This is a genomic window from uncultured Streptococcus sp., from assembly GCF_902463925.1.
GTDB lineage: Bacteria > Bacillota > Bacilli > Lactobacillales > Streptococcaceae > Streptococcus.
Map to the genome: position 1 here is coordinate 41,746 of NZ_CABQHE010000010.1, position 25,077 is coordinate 66,822.

At 41.2% G+C, this 25,077-nt stretch carries 18 protein-coding genes and 3 pseudogenes; 20 read left to right on the forward strand and 1 reads right to left on the reverse strand.

Annotated features, from left to right (window positions below):
* Positions 1 to 30: 30 nt before the first annotated feature.
* The 13 genes from alsS (at position 31) to RDY04_RS07815 (ending at position 11,232) form a co-directional block, all read left to right on the forward strand.
* Positions 31 to 1,707, forward strand: coding sequence for an acetolactate synthase AlsS (gene alsS / locus RDY04_RS07755; protein WP_303953423.1), 1,677 nt, complete (start codon positions 31 to 33; stop codon positions 1,705 to 1,707).
* A 15-nt stretch (positions 1,708 to 1,722) separates the two neighbouring features.
* Entirely contained in the window at positions 1,723 to 2,442 is a 720-nt protein-coding gene (gene budA, locus RDY04_RS07760; RefSeq protein WP_295493937.1) for an acetolactate decarboxylase, read from the forward strand.
* A 162-nt stretch (positions 2,443 to 2,604) separates the two neighbouring features.
* Positions 2,605 to 3,054, forward strand: a complete 450-nt coding sequence (locus RDY04_RS07765; RefSeq protein ID WP_303953426.1) for a MarR family winged helix-turn-helix transcriptional regulator — start codon at positions 2,605 to 2,607, stop codon at positions 3,052 to 3,054.
* Between the two features lie 18 nt (positions 3,055 to 3,072).
* Complete coding sequence (locus RDY04_RS07770; protein WP_303953430.1) at positions 3,073 to 3,921, forward strand: SDR family oxidoreductase; 849 nt, start codon at positions 3,073 to 3,075, stop codon at positions 3,919 to 3,921.
* The gene (locus RDY04_RS07775; RefSeq protein WP_303953433.1) at positions 3,922 to 4,650 is read left to right on the forward strand and encodes an ABC transporter ATP-binding protein; all 729 of its coding nucleotides are present in this window, start codon (positions 3,922 to 3,924) and stop codon (positions 4,648 to 4,650) included.
* Positions 4,643 to 6,163 (forward strand): ABC transporter permease/substrate-binding protein, encoded by a 1,521-nt coding sequence (locus RDY04_RS07780; RefSeq protein ID WP_303953436.1) that lies wholly within the window; start codon positions 4,643 to 4,645, stop codon positions 6,161 to 6,163. Before RDY04_RS07775 ends, RDY04_RS07780 begins: the two co-directional genes overlap by 8 nt.
* Positions 6,160 to 6,783, forward strand: coding sequence for an endonuclease III domain-containing protein (locus RDY04_RS07785; protein WP_303953439.1), 624 nt, complete (start codon positions 6,160 to 6,162; stop codon positions 6,781 to 6,783). The genes RDY04_RS07780 and RDY04_RS07785 overlap by 4 nt, the downstream gene beginning before the upstream one ends.
* A 102-nt stretch (positions 6,784 to 6,885) precedes the next feature.
* Positions 6,886 to 7,686: a PhzF family phenazine biosynthesis protein gene (locus RDY04_RS07790; RefSeq protein WP_303953442.1), complete on the forward strand. Its 801-nt coding sequence runs from the start codon at positions 6,886 to 6,888 to the stop codon at positions 7,684 to 7,686.
* 314 nt (positions 7,687 to 8,000) lie between these two features.
* Positions 8,001 to 8,207, forward strand: coding sequence for a hypothetical protein (locus RDY04_RS07795; RefSeq protein ID WP_374110372.1), 207 nt, complete (start codon positions 8,001 to 8,003; stop codon positions 8,205 to 8,207).
* A 32-nt stretch (positions 8,208 to 8,239) separates the two neighbouring features.
* A complete protein-coding gene (locus tag RDY04_RS07800; RefSeq protein WP_303953443.1) occupies positions 8,240 to 8,842 on the forward strand; it encodes an ECF transporter S component in 603 nt (200 codons plus the stop codon).
* Positions 8,842 to 9,633 carry an energy-coupling factor transporter transmembrane component T gene (locus tag RDY04_RS07805; RefSeq protein ID WP_303953486.1) on the forward strand — a complete coding sequence of 264 codons (792 nt, stop codon included), beginning with the start codon at positions 8,842 to 8,844 and terminating at the stop codon, positions 9,631 to 9,633. The genes RDY04_RS07800 and RDY04_RS07805 overlap by 1 nt, the downstream gene beginning before the upstream one ends.
* Positions 9,609 to 10,445: an ABC transporter ATP-binding protein gene (locus RDY04_RS07810; protein ID WP_303953446.1), complete on the forward strand. Its 837-nt coding sequence runs from the start codon at positions 9,609 to 9,611 to the stop codon at positions 10,443 to 10,445. The genes RDY04_RS07805 and RDY04_RS07810 overlap by 25 nt, the downstream gene beginning before the upstream one ends.
* Positions 10,432 to 11,232, forward strand: a complete 801-nt coding sequence (locus RDY04_RS07815; protein WP_303953448.1) for an energy-coupling factor ABC transporter ATP-binding protein — start codon at positions 10,432 to 10,434, stop codon at positions 11,230 to 11,232. The genes RDY04_RS07810 and RDY04_RS07815 overlap by 14 nt, the downstream gene beginning before the upstream one ends.
* A gap of 155 nt (positions 11,233 to 11,387) precedes the next feature.
* Here RDY04_RS07815 and RDY04_RS07820 read toward each other — a convergent pair.
* Positions 11,388 to 12,014 (reverse strand): annotated as a pseudogene (locus RDY04_RS07820) (IS6 family transposase).
* Between the two features lie 39 nt (positions 12,015 to 12,053).
* Here RDY04_RS07820 and pnuC point away from each other — a divergent pair.
* The 7 genes and pseudogenes from pnuC to RDY04_RS07855 all read left to right on the forward strand — a co-directional run.
* Positions 12,054 to 12,254, forward strand: a pseudogene (gene pnuC / locus RDY04_RS07825) (nicotinamide riboside transporter PnuC); the annotation flags it as partial.
* 139 nt (positions 12,255 to 12,393) lie between these two features.
* A pseudogene (locus tag RDY04_RS07830) lies at positions 12,394 to 12,711 on the forward strand (ISL3 family transposase); the annotation flags it as partial.
* A gap of 193 nt (positions 12,712 to 12,904) precedes the next feature.
* Complete coding sequence (locus RDY04_RS07835; protein WP_303953451.1) at positions 12,905 to 14,236, forward strand: glycosyltransferase; 1,332 nt, start codon at positions 12,905 to 12,907, stop codon at positions 14,234 to 14,236.
* Between the two features lies 1 nt (position 14,237).
* Positions 14,238 to 15,593, forward strand: coding sequence for a sodium:solute symporter (locus tag RDY04_RS07840; RefSeq protein ID WP_303953454.1), 1,356 nt, complete (start codon positions 14,238 to 14,240; stop codon positions 15,591 to 15,593).
* Complete coding sequence (locus RDY04_RS07845; protein WP_303953457.1) at positions 15,577 to 16,281, forward strand: cytidylyltransferase domain-containing protein; 705 nt, start codon at positions 15,577 to 15,579, stop codon at positions 16,279 to 16,281. The genes RDY04_RS07840 and RDY04_RS07845 overlap by 17 nt, the downstream gene beginning before the upstream one ends.
* Positions 16,278 to 17,156 (forward strand): glycosyltransferase family 52, encoded by an 879-nt coding sequence (locus tag RDY04_RS07850; RefSeq protein ID WP_303953459.1) that lies wholly within the window; start codon positions 16,278 to 16,280, stop codon positions 17,154 to 17,156. The genes RDY04_RS07845 and RDY04_RS07850 overlap by 4 nt, the downstream gene beginning before the upstream one ends.
* Before the next feature lie 234 nt (positions 17,157 to 17,390).
* Entirely contained in the window at positions 17,391 to 24,983 is a 7,593-nt protein-coding gene (locus tag RDY04_RS07855; protein WP_303953462.1) for a MucBP domain-containing protein, read from the forward strand.
* The last annotated feature ends 94 nt before the right edge of the window (positions 24,984 to 25,077 follow it).

Here is a 25,077-nt window from a genome sequence, read left to right on the forward strand (position 1 = left end):
TGTTTTTGAAGAGCCAGAAGGACTGTGTTCATGTCAGATGAAAAGCAATTGTATGGTGCGGACTTAGTGGTTGATAGTTTAATCAACCATGATGTTGATTATGTCTTTGGTATCCCTGGAGCAAAAATCGATAGGGTTTTTGATACCTTGGAAGATAAAGGACCTGAATTGATAGTTGCCCGTCATGAGCAAAATGCTGCTTTTATGGCTCAGGGTATTGGACGAATTACAGGGAAACCCGGTGTTGTTTTGGTAACATCTGGGCCAGGTGTCTCTAATTTGGCTACTGGATTGGTAACAGCTACGGATGAGGGAGACCCTGTCCTTGCTATTGGTGGTCAGGTTAAACGTTCAGATCTTTTGAAACGTGCCCACCAATCAATGAATAATGTTGCCATGCTTGAGCCAATTACTAAGTATGCAGCTGAAGTACATGATGCTAATACCCTTTCTGAAACAGTAGCAAATGCCTATCGTCACGCTAAGTCAGGGAAACCAGGTGCGAGCTTTATTTCAATTCCTCAAGATGTAACTGATGCTACAGTCAGTGTTAAGGCTATTAAGCCTATGACAGATCCAAAACTTGGTTCAGCATCTGTTTCTGATATAAACTATCTCGCACAAGCCATTAAAAATGCCGTGTTGCCAGTCTTTCTTTTGGGGAATGGTGCTTCATCAGAAGCCGTAACCTACTCTATTCGCCAAATTTTGAAGCATGTTAAATTGCCGGTTGTTGAAACTTTCCAAGGTGCTGGTATCGTGTCACGTGACCTTGAAGAAGATACTTTCTTTGGTCGTGTAGGTCTTTTCCGTAACCAACCCGGTGATATGTTGCTCAAAAAATCTGACTTGGTTATTGCCATTGGTTATGACCCAATTGAATACGAAGCACGTAATTGGAATGCTGAGATTTCAGCCCGTATCATCGTTATTGATGTTGAGCCGGCAGAAGTGGATACTTACTTCCAACCGGAACGTGAATTGATTGGTAACGTAGAAGCAACTCTAGATTTGCTCTTGCCAGCTATTCAGGGCTATAAATTACCAGAAGGCTCAGTCGAATACCTTAAAGGGTTGAAAAATAACGTTGTTGAGGATGTTAAGTTTGATCGCCGACCTGAAGAAGGAAAGGTACATCCGCTAGATTTGATTGAAGTTTTGCAAGACCAAACCAAAGATGATATGACAGTCACCGTTGACGTTGGTAGTCACTATATTTGGATGGCCCGCTATTTCAAATCTTATGAACCACGTCGTTTGCTATTCTCAAATGGGATGCAAACTTTAGGGGTTGCTCTTCCTTGGGCGATTTCTGCAGCTTTGGTTCGTCCTAAGACAAAAGTCATTTCTGTTTCTGGTGATGGAGGTTTCCTCTTTTCTGGACAAGAGTTGGAAACAGCCGTTCGTTTGAAATTGCCAATTGTCCATATTATCTGGAACGATGGTCATTACAATATGGTGGAATTCCAAGAAGAAATGAAGTATGGCCGCTCATCTGGGGTTGACTTTGGTCCAGTTGATTTTGTAAAATATGCTGAGAGCTTTGGAGCAAAAGGTTATCGTGCAACAAGTAAGGAAGAGTTTGCTAGCTTGCTTCAAGAGGCCTTGGCTCAAGCTGTAGATGGACCAGTCCTTATTGATGTTCCAATTGATTATAAAGATAATATTAAACTTGGCGAAACTATCTTGCCAGATGAATTTTACTAAAAAGAGGGTGTAGACATGTCTGAAGCCATAAAATTATTTCAATATAATACCTTGGGAGCCTTGATGGCTGGGCTTTATGGAGGTACTTTAACAGTTGGTGAATTGTTGGAGCATGGAGACTTGGGTCTCGGAACATTAGATTGTATCGATGGTGAGTTGATTGTTCTTGACGGTAAAGCTTATCAAGCCAAAGGGTCTGAGGGTAAGGTCGAAGTGGTAGAGGTTTCTCCTGATGAAAAAGTACCCTATGCAGCAGTCGTACCTCACCAAGCTGAAGTTATCTTCCGTCAACGTTATGAAATGACTGATAAAGAACTTGAGGATCGTATTGAATCTTATTATGATGGGGTCAATCTTTTCCGTTCTATCAAAATCAAAGGTCATTTTAAGCATATGCACGTGCGCATGATTCCAAAATCAAATCCGGATATTAAGTTTGCGGATGTTGCTACCCGCCAACCTGAGTATGAGGTGGATGATATTTCAGGTACTATCGTTGGTATCTGGACCCCAGAAATGTTCCACGGTGTGAGTGTTGCTGGTTATCACCTCCATTTTATTTCAGACGACTTGACATTTGGTGGTCACGTTATGGACTTTATCATTGAAAATGGTATTATCGAAGTTGGTCCAGTTGACCAACTCGACCAACGTTTCCCAGTGCAAGACCGTCAGTATCTTTTTGCTAAATTCAATGTCGATGAAATGCGTGAAGATATTACAAAGGCTGAATAAGATTTTTTAAAGACATCAAAAATCATAGAAAGAACTTTCCTAGATGATTAGGGAAGTTTTTTTGTTTTTTGAAGTTATTTCTATATCGAAATAATTGACAAATGTAATGTGAATAGTTACAATAGTTTTGAAAAGTTCGACATAGAAGAAAAAGGAGACGAAATGGACAAGATGTTAGGGGGCTATCAAGCTTTACAGATTCGTTTGTTGAATGGGCGTATTTTTCAAAAACTCTTGAGCAAGGAAGCAGATGCTCAATACCGTAGTGAACAAGGGAAAATCTTAACAGTGCTTTGGCAAAAAGAAGATGGTCGGGCAACGGCTACGGATATCGCCCTTGCGACGGGTCTAGCCAATAATACATTGACCAGTATGGTTAAGAAATTGGAAGAACAAGGCTTGGTCACGATTCAACCTTGCACGCAGGATAAAAGGAAAAAATATATTTCTTTGACAGATCTCGGTTGGGCGCAAAAAGAAATCGGAGATCGTGTCAGCAAAGAACTGGGAGAGATTTTCTACCAAGGATTTTCTGATCAAGAAATCCGAGAATTCGAAGCTTATCAAGAGCGTATTATCACAAATCTAAAAGCTAAAGAAAGTGATGTGTAGGGAAAGGAAGTAACAGTTATGATTGGAATTACAGGTGTAACAGGGAAATTAGGTTCCTATGTGGCTGATCTTATCGATAAAAAGGGAATCGCTTCAGTCCATCTAGCAAGAAGTCCAGAGCGTGCAAAAGTTTACGCGTCTTCAGAAATCCGTAGAATGTCGTATACCAATACTCCAGAAGTGGTTGAGGCCTTAAAGGGTATCGATATCTTGTTGATGGTTTCTGCTAGGGAAAATCCAGAGCGTGTCAAGGAGCACAAGGAGTTTTTGGATGTTGCAAGACTAGCGGGGGTGCAACATATCGTCTATACCTCCTTTTATGGGGCAGATGAGAAGGAAACTTTCACCTTGTCTCGAGATCATGCCCAGACGGAAGGCTATATCAAGGAGTTAGGGTTCACCTATACTTTTCTAAGAGATAATTTTTACTTGGATTTCTTGATAGATATTGCTCTTGAAAACGGAGAGATTCGTGGTCCAGCAGGGGGTGGGAAGGTTTCAGCAGTTGCCCGTAAGGACACATCTAGTGTTGCAGCAGAAATTCTTTTAAATCCTAAGGAGTGGGAAAATCAAAGCTTGAATCTGACAGGGCCAGAGGATCTTTCCATGGAAGAAATCGTAGTGCTTCTCTCAAAGGAGACCGGTAAGGCCATCACGTATGTAGACGAATCGGTAGAAGAAGCCTATGAGTCACGAAAAAAATGGCCAGCACAAACTTGGGAGTACGATGCCTGGGTCAGCACCTATACAGCTATCAAAGTTGGGGAACAAGCTGGGGTTTCAACAGACGTCGAAAAAGTCTTAGGACGTCCAGCAAGTAGCTTATTGGATATTCTTAGAGACAGAAAACTTATTGAGGAAGACTAAATGATTGAATACAAAAATGTAGCCTTACGCTACACTGAAAAAGATGTCCTTAGAGATGTTAATCTCCGCATTGAAAATGGAGAATTCATGGTGCTAGTGGGTCCTTCAGGATCTGGAAAGACCACCATGATCAAGATGATTAATCGTCTTTTGGAACCGACAGATGGTAATATCTATATGGATGGGAAACGCATCAAGGACTATGATGAACGGGAGTTACGTCTCAGTACCGGCTATGTCCTTCAAGCCATTGCCCTATTTCCTAACTTAACGGTTGCGGAAAATATTGCTCTCATTCCTGAGATGAAGGGCTGGAGCAAGGAGCAAATTGCCTCTAAAACCGACGAACTCTTGGACAAGGTTGGACTGCCTGCTGCAGAGTATGCAAAGCGTATGCCTAGTGAATTATCTGGTGGGGAGCAACAACGGATTGGTATTGTGCGAGCTATCATTGGGGAACCCCAAATTCTATTGATGGACGAACCTTTTTCAGCCTTGGATGCCATCTCTCGCAAGCAGTTGCAAGAATTGACCAAGGCTTTACATAAAGAATTCGGCATGACGACCATCTTCGTAACACATGATACGGATGAGGCCTTAAAATTAGCGGATCGAATTGCAGTTTTGCAGGATGGAGAAATTCGTCAGGTCGCAGAACCTGAAACAATTTTACAAGCGCCTGCGACAGAATTTGTAGCAAACTTGTTTGGAGGTAGCCTTCATGTCTAATTTGATTTCAACTTTTCAAGAACGTTTTGGGGACTGGTTAACGGCCCTCGGACAGCACTTACAATTGTCTCTTTTGACCTTAATTATTGCAATTTTCCTCTCAATTCCTTTGGCCATTTATTTTAGCACGCGCGAACGTGCCAGTAACTGGGTCTTACAGATTGCTGGAGTCTTTCAAACTATTCCTTCCATGGCCCTTCTGGGACTCTTTATCCCTATTATGGGAATTGGAACGCTTCCTGCTTTAACAGCTCTAGTCATCTATGCGATATTCCCAATTTTGCAAAATACCATTACAGGATTGCGTGGGATTGACCCTAGTTTAGAAGAAGCTGGGATTGCCTTTGGGATGACCAAGTGGGAGCGACTCAAGAAGTTCGAGATTCCACTGGCTATGCCTGTGGTGATGTCAGGGGTAAGAACATCTGCGGTAATGATTATAGGGACAGCGACCTTAGCAGCCTTGATTGGGGCTGGAGGACTTGGTTCCTTTATCCTTCTAGGTATTGATCGAAGAAATTATAGCTTGATTCTGATTGGGGCCATTTCTTCAGCACTTCTTGCTATTTTATTCAATATTGTTCTCAAATGGATGGAAAAGGCTAAGTTACGCACTATTTTTGCAGCTTTTGCTATCATGGTGATTAGTTTGGGAGCAAGTTATGTGACAAGCATGATGCCTCAGAAAGAGAAAGAAAATTTAGTCATAGCTGGGAAATTGGGGCCTGAACCTGAAATTCTCATGAATATGTACAAGCTACTCATTGAGGAGAATAGTGACATGGCGGTAACGGTCAAGCCTAACTTTGGGAAGACAGATTTCCTTTATCAAGCGCTTAAAAAGGGTGATATCGATATCTATCCAGAATTTACAGGGACCATTACAAGCTCTCTCTTGCAACCTGCTCCTAAAGTCAGCAACGACTCCAAAGAAGTTTTCGAGGTTGCGCGTGATGGGATAAAGAAACAAGATGATCTAGCTTTGCTCAAACCAATGGCTTATCAAAACACCTATGCGATTGCTGTTCCGAAAAGTATTGCGAAAGAGTATCATCTGAAGACGATTTCTGATCTCAAGAAAGTTGAGGACAAGCTTAAAGCTGGTTTTACGTTGGAATTTAACGACCGTGAGGACGGAAACAAAGGACTTCAATCAGTTTATGGACTAAACCTTAATGTAGCTACCATGGAGCCGGCCCTTCGCTATGAGGCAATCCAACAAGGCAATATCCAAATAACAGATGCCTATTCAACAGACCCAGAAATTGCTCAATATAATTTAGTTGTTCTAGAGGATGACCAACACCTCTTCCCACCTTACCAAGGAGCACCCCTCATGAAAGAATCTCTCCTTAAGAAGCATCCAGAATTGGAAGGTATTCTTAAGAAGCTAGCGGGTAAAATTACGGAAACTCAGATGAGTCAGATGAACTACCAAGTCGGGGTAGAAGGGAAACCAGCTGCTAAAGTCGCACGTGAGTTTTTGGTAAAACAGGGACTATTGAAGAAATGATCAAGCAAGAAGAAATACAAGAGACTCTTTTGCGACTCTGTAAGCATTATGGAGAACAAAATTGGTGGCAATTGGATAACAAGATTGAAGACTTAGTATCGACTATTCTGATCCAGCGAACAACAGAGAAGAATGCTAAGTTGGCTTTAGCTGGTCTTATGGATGTCATGACAGTAGAGAGTATCCTGGCTTTACCGCTAGAAGAGTTACAGGAACGTATTCGACCTGCCGGATTTTTTAAGCAAAAGTCTCAAACGATTAGGGGACTTCTGATCTGGTTAAGAGAAGTTGGTGGTTTTGAGGTTCATGCTAGAATTGGAACAGAAGATTTACGAAAGCAACTTTTGGAGTTAAAAGGGATTGGACCAGAGACTGCAGATGCACTTTTACTTTATCTTTTTGATCGTCCAGTTTTTATTTCGGATGAATATGCGAGGAGACTTTTTCGACGTTTAGGATTTGGAAACTTTAAAACCTATAGTGAAATGCATGATGTATATGGTGGTGTGTTGGAAGGCTTCACTCTCAAACAATGCCAAGAGATTCATACTGTCATTGATGAACATGGGAAAGCTTTTAGCAAAAGTAAAGGCCAGTTAGACGAAAGTTGGTTACGATAAAAAAATTCTAAGACTCTTTGTCTTAGGATTTTTTTAGTTACTATTTGTCTGTTTTCTCTCCTATTTTCAGATATAATAAAGATAACAATTTAAGGAGCCCCGATGTTAATGAGTCAATATACCATCCCACAATTTATTGTCGATGCTTTTACAGATACCGTTTTTAAAGGGAACCCGGCGGCTGTTTGTCTTTTGGATGAATGGTTGTCAGATAATACCTTGCAGAATATCGCTAAAGAAAATAATCTTTCAGAGACAGCTTTTACGGTTAAAAATGGCGACTACTATGAATTACGTTGGTTCACTCCGGGTGGAGAAATCGATTTGTGTGGTCATGCTACTTTGGCAACGGCCTTTGTTCTCTTTCAATTTAAAGAAATAGAAGCTGAAAAACTGACCTTTGCAACACAAAGTGGCGAACTTGTAGTTACTAGAAAAGCAGATTATTATGAGCTCAATTTCCCAGCATACGCTATGCAGCAAGTTCCAGTCACAAGTGAGATGGAAGAAGCAATCGGAGTGTGTCCGCTTGAAGCGTGGCTGGGAAGAGACCTAGTCTGTATCTTACCCCATGAAAATGATGTCATCAATGCTACTCCAGATTTTAACAGAGTCAAAGCTTTAGATGGTCTCCTCTTAAATATCACTGCCAGAGGGGAAAAATACGATACCGTCACACGTAGTTTTGCTCCAAAATTGTCAGTCAAGGAAGATCCAGTTTGTGGTTCAGGACACTGTCATGTCATTCCTTTATGGGCTAGTAAGTTGGAACAAACAGAATTTAAGGCTTTCCAAGCTTCTGAGAGAAGCGGAGTTCTTATTTGTCGCTTGGAGGGAAATCGGATTTACCTTGCAGAAAAATCTGTCCTCTATAGCCGTGGCGAGATTTATGTAACAGACTAGATGTTGTCTTGTTAAAAAAAGAAGTATAAGTAATAACGATTAAAGTCATTATAAAAACAAAAGATGTCTAGCAAAAGCTAGGCATTTTCAATTACCGAACTTTTTCGCAGAATTTTCAGAAAAGACTTGACAATTTCGAGAATAAGCGTATGATAAGACTATGAACTTTGAAAAAATAGTAATTTTACTATATTAACTCATGTCGACTACGGTTGGTATGGTGAAGTGACTAGATGGTTCTAATAACTATTCTATAGAGCGTTGCGTCCGAAAGTCATTCCTGACACGGCTCTTTAAAAACAAAAGGAGACGAAATGAATAATTATTTCCAACAGAGAATTGCAAAGATTAATTTGACGCTTTCTGAGATGGTAGGTGGTTACTATCGCATGGTTGCTGGGATGAAGAAGCTGGGGTTTGAAGGTAGCCTAAAAGCTATCTGGTCTGACCTTTTTGCACATCGTAGCTTAGGTGCAGGGATTATCTGTGTAATCTTCGCATCTGCTGTCCAAGATCTATGATTTTTGATTTAATAAAACCAAAGGAGAAAATTATGAAAACAGAATCGATTCATCGTACCAGTATGTGGAAATTTAAGTTAAGTGCTGCCACCATGACTTTGATTCCCGCTGCCGTGGGGATTAACTATGTTGCCAAAGCCTTGGCGGAGGGGTTAAAGTTGCCCGTTTGGCTGGGGTCTTTGGGAACCTTTCTTGCCAGCATGTTGGCTGGGCCGGTTGCCGGTGCCATCAGTGGTTTCATCAACAACGTGATTTATGGGATGACCTTATCGCCAATTTCAACCGTGTATGCGGTTACCAGCATCGGAATTGGGATTGCTGTCGGAGTTTTGCACGCCAATGGGTGGTTCTCGTCTGCGCGACGAGTATTTGTTTCTGCTATTATTATTGCCTTCGTTTCAGCTGCCATTTCAACGCCACTCAATGTCATCTTTTGGGGTGGTCAGACCGGTATCGCTTGGGGTGACTCATTGTTTGCGGTAATGGTCGCTAATCATGCACCAGTGTGGCTGGCCTCATTTATCGATGAGTTTGTCTTGGATATTTTGGATAAAGTCTGCGTGGCCTACCTGGCATTCTTCATCTATCGTCAGCTGCCGAAGCGGATGGTGCACTTCTTTATGGATGATAAATGATGACTGATCAAACATTGATTTCTGGAGCGCCACGGGTCAAGCTCAAGTGGTACCAGATGATCGATCCGATTACTAAGCTCTTGTTCATCTTGGACATGACGTTGTTGAGCTTTGCCAGTATGAATTTATTACTTCAGGTCGGATTAATTCTTGTCGCAACACTGCTATTGTTATTTTCCAAATTGAGTTCTACCATCTTTAAGGCGCTGGGATTCAGCCTGTTTCTGATTTGCACCATGCTGATCATCCAAGGGTTATTTTACAGTCGAAATCAAACTGTGCTGTTTTCTGTGCTTGGAGTGTCGTTCTACAAAGAAGGCTTGATTTACGCCACCACTCTGGGTTGTCGAGTATTGGTGATTATTTTGACCAGTGGCTTTTTTATGGTGACCACGAGTATTTCAGAAAACGCGGCCTATTTGGAACTGTCCGGATTGTCTTATAAAACCGTCTACGTTCTGATGTCGGTGTGTTATATTTTGCCGGAAATGATGCGCAATATGCGGAAAATCCAGCAGGCACAAAAAGTTCGCGGAACCAATCCGCAAAAAACGTTGATTCAGAAATTAAAGTCAGTCCTGCCGGTTCTAATTCCATTGGTGATTAAGACCTTGGATCAATCGATGGCGCGGTCGATTTCTCTCCAACTGAGAGGTTTTGATAATCTCAACCGGACTGTCAGAACCTCCCAGCGCGTGTATCGCCTGTCGCGGACGCTGCACATTGGTCTGACTGGATTGGCAATTTTATTGATTGGGTGGAAGATATGGACGAAGATAAACGTATTGTAATTGAAAATTTGACCACCCGTTATCCGGGTACTGAGCAACCACAACTGCGTCAGATTAACGCGGAGGTTCATACCGGCCAGGTGGTTGGAATTATCGGGAATAGCCACTCCGGCAAATCGACTTTGTGCCGTGTGCTGGCAGGGGTCATTCCCAAAATTGTGTCTGCTGAGATTGAGGGCGACTGGCACATATTTGGCCAGCGAGTGTCCGACAATTGGCCCGTTTATAATGCCATGAATGGAGTTGTACTGCAAAATCCAGCTGGCCAACTAAGCGGGTTGGCAGACACGGTTGCCGATGAAATCGCCTTTGACTTGATTAATCAGGGAATGGATGAAGGACTGATTCAAAAACGGGTTGAAGAAGTTGCCACGCAAATGGGGCTGATTGAACAGCTGAATTTGAGTCCCGAGAGCCTTTCCGGTGGTCAGAGCCAGCGGTTGGCAATTGCCACGGCGATTGCGGCTAACCCGGCTGTTTTGATTATGGATGATCCGACCAGTCAGATGGATCCCCTTGGCCGCCGACAATTTTTCCAATGGCTGGCCCAAGTCAAAGAGACGACTGTCTTCATTGTCACTAGTGAAATTGACGATTTGTGCGAAGTCGCCGACGTTGTGTGGGTGCTGCACGAGGGTCAAATGGTAGCCCAGGGTAGGCCGGGTGAGGTGTTTAATCATTTGGCAGCTGACTGGCAGATTCCAGCCCCGACAATCCAGCAACTTGCTCAAAAAATGGATTGGCACTTGGCTGATGGCCGGTATCCGGTGAATGACGCTGATTTGAAGGAGGTTCGTTATGCCCACAATTGAACTGAACCACCTAACGTTCACTTATCCGGAACGGTCCTTTAGCTTGGAGGTTGAAGACAAACACTTCGCCGATCCGATGGTGGCGATTGTCGGCCAAAATGGTGCCGGCAAATCAACGCTCTTCAAATTGTTGACGGGCTTGCTGACACCACAAACCGGTGTGATTAAAATCGATGGAGAAAATTTTAATGATCTTAAACCAGTCGAAAAGTTACTGAAGGTTGGGATTACTTTTCAGAATCCTGACGATCAGCTTTTCAACCCGACCGTTCAACGAGAGGTGGAGTGGAGTGTCGCGCAGGTCATGGATGACCACGACACGATTACGAGGCGGGCTTTAGCGGCTCTAAAAAGAGTTGGCTTGGATGATAAAACAGCTGAAAGTCCATATGACCTGTCATTGTCGGAACGCAAGCTGTTGAGCGTTGCCACAGTTTTGGCAGTGGATCCGGCGATTTATTTATTTGATGAGCCGATGATGTCGCTTGATTGGGAAAGCCGGCGCAAGTTGACCGCAATTTTCCATCAGTTGGCTGATTCGGGCCACCAAGTTGTGACCATCACCCATGACATGGATTGGGTCGCTGCCGAGTTTGAGTCGGTGTATGTTATGGAACACGGGAAGTTTGGCTTTGCCGGCAGTCCACGGGAATTGTTCAGCAATCACGAACTTGTCCAGCGAGTGGGATTACTACCACCGCGGATTATGGACATAGCGGAGTCGCTGGGTGATTCACAGACATATTTATCGGTTAATGATTATTGCCAGAAAAATCGAGATGTATAGAAAAAGTCACCTCTGCGGGTTTTCCAGGTTGAAGGATTAACTTCAGCTTCTGGCAAGAACTCACATGGGTGACTTTTGTGTTTAATAACGTTTTATGATCATCGGGTGCTTCCTCAGATCACTCGGTTTGATTTTACTTTGTTTCACGGTCATAATCATATACCATTTCTTCGGTTCTTTTTATATATTCCTCGAATGGTCTCCATCCCCTTAATCGTGGATGAGGCAGTCCGGAGACTTCGTTAAAATTTATTCCGTCGCTTAATTGGCCTATGATCTTGTTCTATTAAATTGTTCAGATACTTCACAGTTCGATGCTCAGTTTTGGTGTATAATCCGTTTCTCTGTAACTTTCTAAATGCAGATCCTATAGAGGGTGCTTTATCTGTTACGATAACTCTCGGTTGTCCAAATTGTTTATGGAGTCGCTTTAAGAAAGCATACGCCGCCTGAGTATCTCATTTCTTTCATAACCAGATATCCAATGTTAAACCGTCCGCATCAATCGCTCGATAGAGATAATGCCAACGCCCCTTAATTTTGATATAGGTCTCATCCATTTTCCACGAATAGAAGGACTGTTTATTTTTCTTTTTCCAGAGATGATAGAGGATTTTACTGTATTCTTGAACCCACCGATAAATCGTAGTGTGACAAACATTTATTCCACGGTCATAAAGCAATTCCTGAACTTCACGATAGCTCAGATTGTAACGTAGGTAATAACCAACAGCGACAATGATGACGTCTTGTTGGAATTGTTTGCCTTTAAAATGATTCATCTCTCAAGCCTTACTAACCTTTTTTCTGCTCTTTGAGAAGCTGAAGGTCGTGCCAGTAACTATCTCTTTGGTTTGGTCAATTCCGTCATTTATCTTGTGCTTGCCCTTCAAAAAGGCTTCTACGGTGAGGTTTTGACAACTCTCTGTTTCACCATCATGCAGTCGATTGGTCTCTTGGTTTGGATTTATCAAGCCCAATTCAAAAAAGAACAGCAGGATTTTGTTGCTCGTAAATTGGATACCGAGAAGTCTTTCTTTAGCTAGGAGAGCACCGTGTTTTTTGATAATGGTGGTCGCTGAGACATCTATCGTCAAGAAAAATCACCAAATTCCTTGTATCATCAATCAAAATATTGCTCAAGATTTTGACAAATTTAATATCATCACTATGAATCTGTTCAGCACTTACTATGACTTAGCTAAAACAGCTTCTCTTTCATATTTCTAGGTTCAGGCTGAAACAGTTCACTGAACTGTTTTTATTCCAACATCTTAGCCGTGCTATGAGTCGTATGCACGTTCAAATAATGAACCAGTTTAATCGAAAACCTCATGAATACAAAGTTATCGAGCGTTATTGGAAGCTCATACAACAGGATAGCCGTAAACTCAGCGATAAGCGATTTTGTCGCTCTGCTTTTCGTATGCACTTGACCAATAAAGAGATTCTAGACAATTATTGAGCTATTCAGAAGACTCCCCCAAGCTATCATCTCTAAATTAGTCTATCTTGCAGATGGTCGATCTTTGTGATAGAATAGCATAAAGTCCTTTTGAGGGGGAACTTGCTAGGAAATCCTCAAGCATTGTAACGGATTAACTACCCTCACATTTTTGTGAGGGTGGTTTTTCATTTGTAAGCAGAAAATAGTAGAGAAAGAATGCATATCATGTCGAGAATTATCACCATCCATCCAGCTAAGGAAATCCGTCGCTATGGTTTTGAGGCTACTCAGGTCTATCGAGCACGTATAGCACGACATCTGGGTTTGGAATATGTCCACCTGGTATCGAGTCCTCAGCTTCGTCCTGATTGGAAGAAAGACTTGATTAAGTTAGGATTTTTAGAAAAGGAACTGCTCTGTGTTCCTCATTTCTTTTCAGATATGGGCCATGCGGATTTGACAGTGAGACCAGAAAGCCTAACTCTAGCAGAGGGAGATCAGGTTGAGCTCAATGAGGACGGCTTTGTGGCCTCTGTTACCCTAGGAGATGGTTCGGGTAAATATTACTATACAAAGGGTCCTTTCTTGTTTGAAGATTTTAAAGAAAAGGAGTTGCGTTGGTATCACGAAAATGGAGAACTGGCTCTTGAAGGACGCTTTCTCGATCCTTTCAAAGAACCCTCTCCTGTAACGATTTTTTATCCAGAGTATATCTACCGTATCGAGGGAGAAATTTGTTCCGAGGAGGACTTGCTGGTTAAGTTTCTAGCTAGATGGGCCCAGCAAACCGACCTCTTCATTCGTGACCAACAAATCGTTCCCAAACCCAGCCTTTGGCGTTACATGGAAAACACGGACAAAAATTACTATGAAGTCGTCCATGAAAACATCATGCGAGACTTACGTCTCGCCAATCTGCGCAAGGCAAATAAATACCTGGTTGCCAGTGAGAAGTTGACAGAGAGCTTGGCCAAAGAAGGTTATCAGACAAGATTCCTGCCACCTATGTTTACAGAAGATCCCGGTCAAATCAAAGAAGTGGGACCTGTGCTAGACTATTGCTTGGTCGGTCACATGGGAGAAGGTAAGAACGTTGAGTTTGTCATTGAAGCCTTTATCGAACTCTACAAACGTGGCTCCAAGGCCCAAATTACCTTTTATGGTGGAACAGAGGAACGTCTGGAGGAACTGCGTAATCGCTACGATCTGCCACCAACCATTCAGTTCAAAGGCATTGTCAATGAGGTTCCTTACCACCTCCACCAGTGCTACCTGTCTGCTAGTTTTACAGAATTATTTGCCAACGCCTGCGTCGAAGCCCTCAATCAAGGTTTGCTTGCCTTGTTATCAGATGTGGAGATTGCCCATCGTTTCTATGCCGAACAGTCAGATGCCATCCGCCTTTTCAGAAATAAGGCACAATTGATTCAAATGATAGAAGAGATGGAGCAGGCAGACTATCGCCAGTCCAATGCAGAAAATATCGCCCTAGCGGCTCACTATTCACTAGGAACGGTGGCTCAAAGCTACCGCGAACTACTAGATAGGAAATTCTAAGATGTTGGGAATTTTAGTCACCCTATCGCTTTATTTCTGCTTGATTTCCTGGATAGCCTATCGGAAAAAAGGGAGCGAAGAGGACTACTATCAGGTTAAGAAAGCTGTTCCTGTGACAGTTTTGGCCTTCTCGGTCTTTGCGACCTTACTCAGTCCTATTTCCTTTCTGACTCTGGTGGGGAATGCCTATACAGGCAGGTCCTATCTCTGGTTTGCACAGTGTGGCATCTTTCTAGCCATTCCCCTCGCCCACCGTTACTTTTTACCCCTCTATCAAAAGGGAAACTACGAAACAGCTTATCATCTTTTAGAAGACAAGTTTCAATCGTCTGGTATTCGCTCACTGGCCTCGGGTCTTTTTATCCTCTACCAGTTGGGGCGAATAGCAGTTGTGACCTATTTGTTGTCTCAGGCCTTAGAGCCCTTTATTCCGATCAATCAGCTGGTCTTGTCAGCTTTACTCCTTCTCTTGACGGTCTATTATTTAGCAAGGGGCGGTCTCTTGGTTGTCTTGTGGACAGATTTCTTTCAAGGCTTGGTCCTGCTGGCTATATTGGCCCTCTTTCTACCAAGAATTGCTCAATCTGGTCTAGTCGTAAACAGCAGTCTACAGCTATCTCACTTTGCAGAGACGTTAGATGGGCAGACGGTCTTAATCTTAGTTGTAGGAGCAGGTTTTAGTAGCTTGTTTTCCTACGTTTCTTCACAGGATATCGTCCAACGTTTTAACAGCAAAATGGGGCGTCATAAGATTGGAAAAATCTTATGGCTTCAGGGACTCTTGTCCTTTGGGATTGCTAGTTTACTGTATCTGATTGGCCTATTGATTCGTCAGGAAAATTTTGCCACCACATCGACCAATCCCGTTCTCATTGCCTACGCTCGGGAAGGGCTAGCACCTTGGTTTGGAAGTTTCATCATGCTGGCTCTCTTGGCAGCGGGCCAATCCACGGTTTCATCCAGTATGAATGCAATCGTGACCTGCTTGAAGATGGATTTTGCTTGGTCAAAGATTCGCTGGTCGCCAAGTATCCTATCCTTTGTCATAGCAGGCCTATCCTGGCTTCTCTGCTTATTACTCATGAATGCGGAAATCTACTCCATCTATGAGTGGATTAATGGCTTTATGGGCTTGACGCTAGGTGTAATAGGTGGATTGTACCTTTTGGTCTTACTCCTAAAAAGACCGAGTTTACAACTGGCTAAAATCTATCTGGTCTTTAGTCTGGGAGCTTTGGTCCTCTATCATTACAGTGGTCTTTTTGCCAATCCAAATCCTTGGTTAAATAGCATCATCACCACCCTATCTGCCCTTTTCATCTCACTTCTAGGAAGATTATATGAAAGCAACATCTAAACCCATAGCCGTCATTTTGATCCGTTCAGGTTCGCGCGGTTTAGTGGATAAAAATATCAAATCGCTTGCAGGTAAACCCTTGGTTTTCTATACTATAGAAGTCGCTCTAGCCTCCAAGCTATTTAGTGACATCTGGGTTTCCTCAGACTCACTAGCCTATCTAGAACTCTGTCAGCAAGCCTATCCAGAGATTCGCTGTGTCCATAGACCAAAAGAATTGGCCTTGGCGACAACCTCTAGTCTAGAGACCTTACGAGACTTTTTGCAGCCCTTTGAGGAAGAGCAGGTCTTTGTGAATCTACAGGTGACCTCACCTTTGAGAGAGGTAGAGCATCTCATCGAGTCCTATCAACTCTACTGTCAGTCTGGAGCCGACCATCTGATTTCCTGTGTGAAGGCAGACAAGAGTCGTAGCCTTTTCTTGCAACTGGAGGAGTCAGCTTTTATCCGTCCGCCTCAGGTGTCCAAGCACTACGCTAGGCAGAAAGAGCCTGTCTATTTCTATCCCAACGGTAGTATCTGGATTTCTCGCAAGGACCGTTACCTACGAGATGAGACCTTTTACACAGATAAGACAGTAGCCTATGAAATGCCCAAACTCTATTCTTATGATATCGACGATGCCCTGGATTTTGAAGTCGTTGAAACCTTGCTAGAACATCACCGCCTAGGAGAATCAAAGAGATGAAACACCTCATCATTGCCACAACGCCCTTGCAGGCTAAGATTGCCCAGCATATCAAGGGACTCTATCCAGATCAGGAATTTGTTAGCCTCTATGTCAGTCCTGTCAAAAATGCCCGACAGGAGTATTATGCTAAGGATTTTGACCATGTTTACTATCCTCAAACGGCAGAGGATTTGTCTTTGATCTGTCAGGAGCTAGCCGGAGATTATGACACCATCTTTTATGCTAGTTTTGACAATAGCCTGATTCTGGACTTGGTTGCTGGTTCGACCTACCAGCACCTCATGAGTTTCGATGATGGCTATGCGGATATTTACCCCTTGGGTATGTATGCTTGGCCTCTCCAACCAAGTCAGGTCGGCTCTTTGGGTTTGACCAGAGATGACTTGATTGAGCGGACGGAAAAGCACTATACCCTCTATCGCAGTGACTACCATGTCGTAGCGAGAGAAAAGCTGGTTTATCTGGAGCATTTTTTTGACCTGCCCCAGGCACCCGTTTCAAATGGCAAGACAGTCAAGGTTCTGCTGGGACAAAAGTTCTCTGAAGAGGACGACCAAATCTCTATCCGCTTTATCAGTACCTATGCCAAAGCCTTGGCCATTGACTTCTATATTCCCCATCCCAAGGAAACCTTCACTATCCCAAACGTAACTTACTTGGAGACGGAGCTAATCTTTGAAGATGTCCTTGCCCAGCTCTTTCAAGAATACGAGTTTGTTCAGGTCTATCATTTTACCTCATCAGTCAGTCTCCACTTGCAAGATCTGCCTCATGTGACCATTACAGGCATCTCCCTCCCCTACTATGAGGACAGGCAAAAAGAATTGCGCCGATTGGGTTGTCAGTTTGAAAAGGTTTCAATTGGCTGGTAGCATAAACGTATATTTTTTAATATGTAAATCCATATGTCTGTATGGATTTTTTTAATACATAACTATAGTAAAAAACTATAGTTTGAATTATCAAAAAGTAGTTAATTTTCTTGTATAAATAGCTTTAAAATATTAAAATGGAAACGTAGGGATTTCAAGTTTATCAACCAAGTTGTTAGACCAATATGAAGAATTTTGAAAATCATACAAAAATAATAGTAAAGGATATTAAGGATGTTTATAAATAAAAAAGAAAAATTTTCCATTCGTAAGTTTAAAGACGGCCGTTCAGACTCCGTCAAAATCGGTACAGTCGGTCTGATTGTCGGTGTAGCCCTTGCAATGGCAGGACAAACCCAGATTGCAGAAGCAGCGATGACAGAAAACAGCGACAACACAACAACGATTTCAAATGATAAGGGTTCAGTAGTTGTAGAAACAGCTAATATTGAGAATCCAGATGAAGGTAGAAATTTTTCAACTGCTCCAACTGAAGATGGAACAAATACAATCACTAAAACTGGAAAAGTAGATTACAAATATGTAACTGCTGAAGGTAATGCTGTATTAGAAGAAAACAAAAACCAAGATTCTGGTGCTGATAAAACGATCGAAACAAAATACGATGTATATGGTAAATCAGGAGAAGTTTTCAAAGAAACAACAGGTGGCGATGCACAAGATAGCGATCTAGACAACGCTAAAGAAAATGGTAAGAAAGAAACGATTGAAAAAGACGGGAAAACTTACCACTTAATCGGAGAACCTAAAGTTGAAACTACTGGAGATGGTGGAGGTGTTTACTCTGACACAACTCTAGGTGATGTAACTGCGAAATTGACTCCAGAAGGATTAAGTAATGCAGAAGGAAAAATTACTTATGATACTGTAAAAGCTGGTGGGAAAGCTTGGATCGTTGAACAAACTGGCAAAGGAACATATGGTAAATATGTACAAGCTGACTCAGGTGCAATCACTTCTGATGATAAAATGATTGAAGCCTTCAAGTCTGGGGAAGCGGCAGCGAAAAACTTCAATTCAGCGAATGTAACAGCTGATGGAGGAATCAAGGAAGGAGACTATGTTTTCGTTCTTGAGAAAAACACGTATGTAACTGTTAGTAACGATATTCCTCAATTAACTGCTATGATACCTTTATCGCCTAAGGACAATGTAGCTGATGACGCCAATGACCCTCATGGAGAGGGGCAGGGTGCAAGTCTAGATAGAACATATGAAATGGTTCAAAAATTTAAAGCTGCGCCAGATACTTTAGAAGGTGAAAGAAACAAAACTGTTGTAAAAGGGTATCTTGCTTATCTTCAAGAAAAAGGATTAGAAGATAACATGCTTAACTTTAAACGATATTTTGTTGTGGGGCTAGAAGCAAAAACTGGTGTAGAATCCGCAATAGCAGTTGATAATGGAGATCAAGTTGATGCTAAAGGAAGACCGACATCAGATGTAACTGTGGATTATTCAGGGGTTTCTGAGTCAGGAACAAGTGCTATAGATGGTGGAAAGGGTGATTTTACTCTTAATCTTACTTCTCCTGATGCGGAAGTTGAAACATACACTTACCGTGATGAAATCACTCCACTTCGTGCATATCGTTTAGCAAGTGGTACGACAACAATCACTTACACTTATGCAGAAGAAAAAACTCGTGAAATCGAGAAAAAAGGTTCTGTAGTTGTTAACTACCAAACAGAAGACGGAACAGAATTAAAAACTCCTTATACTGATACTGCTGAAACAGTAGCTGAAGTAGTAACTGAGAAGTACTATGTAAACGCAGATGGTCAAGAAGTAATCGTAAGCAGTACTAAAGCACCTAAAAACATAGCGTACAATACTAAAGAGAACGCAGATGAAAAACCAGAAAAACTTACAGATGCAAATGGTAATGTTTACTACCTTAAAGCTGATGCTACAAAAACAGCTGTAAATGATGAAGAAAAAGACGCTCCAGCTGAAACAGGAACAGTAGTAGAAGGTGTTACAAAAGTAACTTACATCTATGAAAAAGCTGGATCAGTAATCGTTAACTACAAAACTGAAGATGGAACAGCTCTTACAGGTACAGTAGTTGGTGACGAAAGCAAAACTGTAGAATCAGGTGCTAAAGATGTTGATAACGGTAAACCAGGAACAGCTTATAACACTGCAGATAACGGAATGAAACCAACTCGTATTAAAACTGCAGAAGGAAAAGTCTACGAACTAGTACAAGATTTAACTGAAGGTGAAGAAGAAGGTACAGTAGTAGCTGGAGAAACTAAAGAAGTAACATACGTTTATAAAGAGGTTAAAGGTAACGTAGTTGTTAAGTATGAAGATACTGAAGGTAACACACTTGCTGATGACGAACAAGATGAAACAGATGCTTCTCTAAATGTTAAATACGATACAGCAGACCACAAAAAAGCTGAAATCACTAAAGATGGTGTTAAATATTATTTAACAGCTAAAGAGCTTAAAGATGATTCTAAACCAGCTACTGGAGATGTTGTTGAAGGAACAACTACAGTAACTTACGTTTATGAAAAAGCAGGATCAGTAATAGTTCACTATACAGATCAAGAAGGTAACCCAATATCTGGAACAGATCCAGAAGGAAATAATGTACCTGAAACTAATAACGATACAACAGATGGTAAACCAGGAACTGACTACAACACTGCAGACAACGGAATGAAACCAAACCGTATTAAAACTGCAGAAGGAAAAGTATACGAATTAGTACCTGCTTCTACAATCGGTAATGAAACTGGTAAAGTAGTAGCTGGAGATACTGTAGAAGTGACATACGTTTATAAAGAAGTAAAAGGTAACGTTGTTGTTAAGTATGAAGATACTGAAGGTAACGTAATCGCTGAAAGCGAAAAAGACGAAACAGATGCTTCTCTAAACGTTAAATACGATACAACAGACCACAAAAAAGACGAAATCACTAAAGATGGTGTTAAATACTACCTAACAGCTAAAGCACTTAAAGACGGTTCTAAAGAAACTGGAGATGTAGTAGAAGGTACTACAGAAGTAACTTATGTTTACGAAAAAGCTGGACAAGTAGTCGTTAACTACCAAACAGAAGACGGAACTCCAATAGTAGGTGTAGATGCAGCAGGTGCTAACGTAGCGTCAGGTGCTAAAGACACTGTAGACGGAAGACCAGGATCAGCATACGACACTTCTGATAACGGAATGAAACCAAACCGTATCACAACAGCAGAAGGAAAAGTATACGAATTAGTACCAACAGCAACTAAAGGTGATGAAACAGGTACAGTAGTAGCTGGAGAAACTAAAGAAGTAACTTATGTTTATAAAGAAGTTACTGGAGATGTAGTAGTTCACTATGTTGACACAGAAGGTAACACAATCGCAGCTGACAAAGATGACCTTAAAGGTGCATCTCTAAGCGAAAAATATGACACTGCTGTTGATAACAAACCAGAAAAAATCACTGCAGAAGACGGAACTGTATACTACATTACAAAAGCTGGACTTAAAGATGGTTCTAAACCAGAAACAGGAAACGTAGTAGAAGGTAAAACTGATGTAACTTACGTTTATGAAAAAGCTGGATCAGTAATCGTTAATTACCAAACAGAAGACGGAACTCCATTAACAGGAACTGCTGATGGTAAAGATATTGCTTCAGGTGCAAAAGACACTGATAATGGAAAACCAGGTTCTGAATACAACACTGCAGACAACGGAATGAAACCAACTCGTATTACAACAGCAGAAGGAAAAGTATACGAATTAGTTCCAGAATCAACTAAAGGTGATGAAACAGGTACTGTAGAATCAGGAACAACTAAAGAAGTAACATACGTTTATAAAGAAGTTAAAGGTAATGTAGTTGTTAAGTACGAAGATACTGAAGGGAACACACTTGCTGATGACGAAACAGACGAAACAGATGCTTCTCTAAATGTTAAATACGATACAGCTGACCACAAAAAAGATGAAATCACTAAAGATGGTGTTAAATATTACTTAACAGCTAAAGAACTTAAAGATGATTCTAAACCAGCTACTGGAGATGTCGTTGAAGGAACAACTACAGTAACTTACGTTTACGAAAAAGCAGGACAAGTAGTAGTTAACTATCAAACAGAAGACGGAACTCCATTAGTAGGTGTAGACGCGGCTGGTGCTAACGTAGCTTCAGGTGCAAAAGACACTGTAGATGGAAAACCAGGATCAGACTACGATACTTCTGATAACGGAATGAAACCAACTCGTATTACTACTGCAGATGGAAAAGTTTACGAACTAGTACCAACAGCAACTAAAGGTGATGAAACTGGTAAAGTTGTTGCGGGAGAAACTAAAGAAGTAACCTACGTTTATAAAGAAGTAACTGGTGATGTAGTCGTTCATTACGTTGATACAGAAGGAAACGTAATTGCGGAAGATAAAGAAGATACGAAAGGTGCTTCTCTAAACGCTAAATATGACACAACTGACAACAAACCAGAGAAAATCGAAAAAGACGGAACTGTTTACTACTTAACAGCTAAAGCTCTTAAAGATGATTCTAAACCAGAAAACGGAGACGTAGTAGAAGGTAAAACTGAAGTAACTTACGTTTACGAAAAAGCAGGACAAGTAGTCGTTCACTACACTGATGAGAAAGGTAACACTATCCAAGTGGATGCTGTTGATACAAAAGACGGTAAACCAAACTCAGACTACAACACTGCTGATAACGACATGAAACCAAACCGTATCACTACTCCAGAAGGAAAAGTATACGAATTAATCCCTCAATCAACTAAAGGTGATGAAACAGGTAAAGTTAAAGCTGGAGAAACAACAGAAGTAACTTATGTGTACAAAGAAATCACTGGAAATGTAGTAGTTCACTACGTTGATACAGAAGGAAACACATTAGCTGCAGATACTAAAGATGTAGAAAATGGATCACTAAGTGAGAAATATGACACAACTGACAACAAACCAGCTAAACTAGAAAAAGATGGACAAGTTTACTACTTAACAGCTAAAGAACTTAAAGAAGATTCTAAACCAGAAAACGGTGCTGTTGTAGAAGGAACTACAGAAATCACTTATGTATATGAAAAAGCAGGAAACGTAGTAGTTCACTACGTAGACGAAGCTGGAAACACACTTCAAACAGATGCTGTTGATACAAAAGATGGTAAACCAGGAGCTAAATACGATACTACTGATAACGACATGAAACCAACTCGTATCACAACTGCAGAAGGAAAAGTATTCGAACTAGTACCAGCATCAACTAAAGGTAACGAAAACGGAAGTGTTGAAGCAGGTAAAACTACAGAAGTAACATATGTGTACAAAGAAGTTAAAGGAAACGTGGTAGTTCACTACACTGACGAAGCGGGTAACACAATCGCAGAAGATGTTAAAGATACTACAGACGGATCAGTAAGCTCAGCATATGACACAACTGACAACAAACCGGCAACAATCACTACTAAAGATGGAAAACTATACGTATTAGTACCAACTTCAACTAAAGGTGATGAGAACGGTAAAGTAACAGAAGGAACTACAGAAGTAACTTACGTTTATAAAGATGTTAAAGAAGAAGCTAACAAAGCAATCGACAAAGCTTTATCTGAAAAAGAAAGCAAGATCAAAGAAAATCCTGAGTTAACAAACGAAGAGAAAGAAAAAGCTCTTGAAGAAGCTAAGAAAAAAGCAGAAGAAGCTAAGAAAACATTAAAAGAAGCTAAGACTCCTGAAGATGTAGAAAAAGTTACTACAAAAGGTAAAGAAGATGTAGAGAAAACTCCTGTAACTCCAGAAGAGAAACCAAAAGCTAAAGAAGCAATCGACAAAGCTCTAGAAAACAAAGTTAAGAAAATTGATGAAGATCCAAGCTTAACACCAGAGCAAAAAGAAAAAGCTAAAGAACAAGCTAAGAAAGATGCAGAAGAAGCTAAGAAAGCAATTGATAAAGCCCCTTCTAAAGAAGAAGTAGAAAAAGCTAAAGAAAATGGTAAGAAAGAACTTGAAAAAGAAGTTCCAACTCCATCAAATCCATCAGAAGATGGTAAAGATAACCCAACTACACCTTCACCAGAAGAAAAAGCTAAAGCTAAAGAAGAGATTGACAAAACTTTAGAAAATAAAGTTAAGAAAATCGATGAAGATCCAAGCCTAACACCAGAGCAAAAAGAAAAAGCGAAGGAAGAAGCTAAGAAAACAGCGGAAGAAGCTAAGAAAGCAATTGATAAAGCACCTTCTAAAGAAGAAGTAGAAAAAGCTAAAGAAAATGGTAAAAAAGGAGTTGAGAACGGAACTCCATCTACAGACAACCCAACAAATCCATCTAATGGAGATGAAGAAAAACCTTATACACCATCTCCAGAAGATAAAGAGAAAGCGAAAAAATCTGTAGAAAAAGAACTTGAAGAGAAAATCAAAAACATCGATAAAGATCCAAACTTAACACCAGAGCAAAAAGAAAAAGCGAAGGAAGAAGCTAAGAAAGAAGCTGAAAAAGTTAAGAAATCTATCGAAGAAGGTAAAACAACTGAGTGGGTAGACGAAAAAGGAAACCCAATCAAACCTGTAACACCAGGAACATACCCAGCAGGAAAAACTCCTAACTACGAACTAGTAGGAACAGTTACAAACCCACAAACAGGAAAAGTAACACACATCTTCAAACCAGTAACAAAAGAAGAAAAAACTACAGTATGGGTAGATGTAAATGGTAAACCATTAAAACCAGCTAAACCAGGAACAGAAGAAGCAGGAAAAGTACCAAACTATAAACTTGTAGGTACAACTGTAGATCCAACAACTGGAAATGTAATCCACGTGTTCACTCCTACACCAGTTGTCAACAAGGTAACTGAGTGGGTTGATACAGAAGGAAAAGTAATCCGTCCACAAGAAGATGGATCAAAAGTACCAGGGAAAGTACCAAACTATGAATTAGTAGGAACAGTTACAAACCCAGAAACAGGAAAAGTAACACACATCTTCAAACCAACAACACCTGACAAACCTTCTACAGTATGGGTAGATGTAAATGGTAAACCATTAAAACCAACTGCACCAGGAAAAGAAGAAGCTGGAAGTGTACCTAACTACAAACTAGTAAGAACAGTTACAAACCCAGAAACTGGTGATGTAATCCACATATTTACTCCTACACCAGTTGTCAACAAAGTAACTGAGTGGGTTGATACACAAGGAAATGTAATCCGTCCAACTAAACCAGGAACAGAAGAAGCAGGAAAAGTACCAAACTATGAATTAGTAGGAACTGTTAAAGATCCAGAAACAGGAAAAGTAACACACATCTTCAAACCAGCTTCTAAAGGAATAGTAACAGTATGGGTTGATGAAAATGGTAAACCAGTTAGACCGCTTGCTAAAGGTGATAACCCTGCAGGAACAGTATCAGGATACGAATTAGTTAAAACAATTGTAGATCCAGAAACAGGAAATGTACTACACGTGTTCAAACCTAAAGGTTCTGTGAAACCAGGAACTCCTGAAACTCCAGGTCAAAACCCAGGTCAAAACCCAGGTCAAAACCCAGGTCAAAACCCAGGAACTCCAAACACGCCAGAAAAACCAATGGATCCAAACTCTCCAGCTAAACCAGCTGCCCCAGCAACGCCAACGATGCCATCAGCACCAGTAAATGGTGAAGCACCACAAGCTCCAGTAGCATCATCAGAAGCTAAAGGACAAGCTGAACTTCCAAACACTGGTACAGAAGACAATGCTAGCCTAGCAGCATTTGGACTTTTAGGTGTCTTGAGTGGATTTGGACTTGTTGCTCGCAAGAAAAAAGAAGACTAATTTGAATTAGATTTTCTGGTAAGAACGGCTCTTTGTCAACTGTAGTAGGTGACGAAAAGCTAACATCTAGGGAGGACCATATAGGTCTTCTCTT

Bases quoted from the DNA above. Each gene is read 5' to 3' on its own strand.
- alsS (WP_303953423.1), top strand. From the start codon at position 31: ATGTCAGATGAAAAGCAATTGTATGGTGCGGACTTAGTGGTTGATAGT.
- budA (WP_295493937.1), top strand. From the start codon at position 1,723: ATGTCTGAAGCCATAAAATTATTTCAATATAATACCTTGGGAGCCTTG.
- RDY04_RS07765 (WP_303953426.1), top strand. From the start codon at position 2,605: ATGGACAAGATGTTAGGGGGCTATCAAGCTTTACAGATTCGTTTGTTG.
- RDY04_RS07770 (WP_303953430.1), top strand. From the start codon at position 3,073: ATGATTGGAATTACAGGTGTAACAGGGAAATTAGGTTCCTATGTGGCT.
- RDY04_RS07775 (WP_303953433.1), top strand. From the start codon at position 3,922: ATGATTGAATACAAAAATGTAGCCTTACGCTACACTGAAAAAGATGTC.
- RDY04_RS07780 (WP_303953436.1), top strand. From the start codon at position 4,643: ATGTCTAATTTGATTTCAACTTTTCAAGAACGTTTTGGGGACTGGTTA.
- RDY04_RS07785 (WP_303953439.1), top strand. From the start codon at position 6,160: ATGATCAAGCAAGAAGAAATACAAGAGACTCTTTTGCGACTCTGTAAG.
- RDY04_RS07790 (WP_303953442.1), top strand. From the start codon at position 6,886: ATGTTAATGAGTCAATATACCATCCCACAATTTATTGTCGATGCTTTT.
- RDY04_RS07795 (WP_374110372.1), top strand. From the start codon at position 8,001: ATGAATAATTATTTCCAACAGAGAATTGCAAAGATTAATTTGACGCTT.
- RDY04_RS07800 (WP_303953443.1), top strand. From the start codon at position 8,240: ATGAAAACAGAATCGATTCATCGTACCAGTATGTGGAAATTTAAGTTA.
- RDY04_RS07805 (WP_303953486.1), top strand. From the start codon at position 8,842: ATGACTGATCAAACATTGATTTCTGGAGCGCCACGGGTCAAGCTCAAG.
- RDY04_RS07810 (WP_303953446.1), top strand. From the start codon at position 9,609: ATGGACGAAGATAAACGTATTGTAATTGAAAATTTGACCACCCGTTAT.
- RDY04_RS07815 (WP_303953448.1), top strand. From the start codon at position 10,432: ATGCCCACAATTGAACTGAACCACCTAACGTTCACTTATCCGGAACGG.
- RDY04_RS07835 (WP_303953451.1), top strand. From the start codon at position 12,905: ATGTCGAGAATTATCACCATCCATCCAGCTAAGGAAATCCGTCGCTAT.
- RDY04_RS07840 (WP_303953454.1), top strand. From the start codon at position 14,238: ATGTTGGGAATTTTAGTCACCCTATCGCTTTATTTCTGCTTGATTTCC.
- RDY04_RS07845 (WP_303953457.1), top strand. From the start codon at position 15,577: ATGAAAGCAACATCTAAACCCATAGCCGTCATTTTGATCCGTTCAGGT.
- RDY04_RS07850 (WP_303953459.1), top strand. From the start codon at position 16,278: ATGAAACACCTCATCATTGCCACAACGCCCTTGCAGGCTAAGATTGCC.
- RDY04_RS07855 (WP_303953462.1), top strand. From the start codon at position 17,391: ATGTTTATAAATAAAAAAGAAAAATTTTCCATTCGTAAGTTTAAAGAC.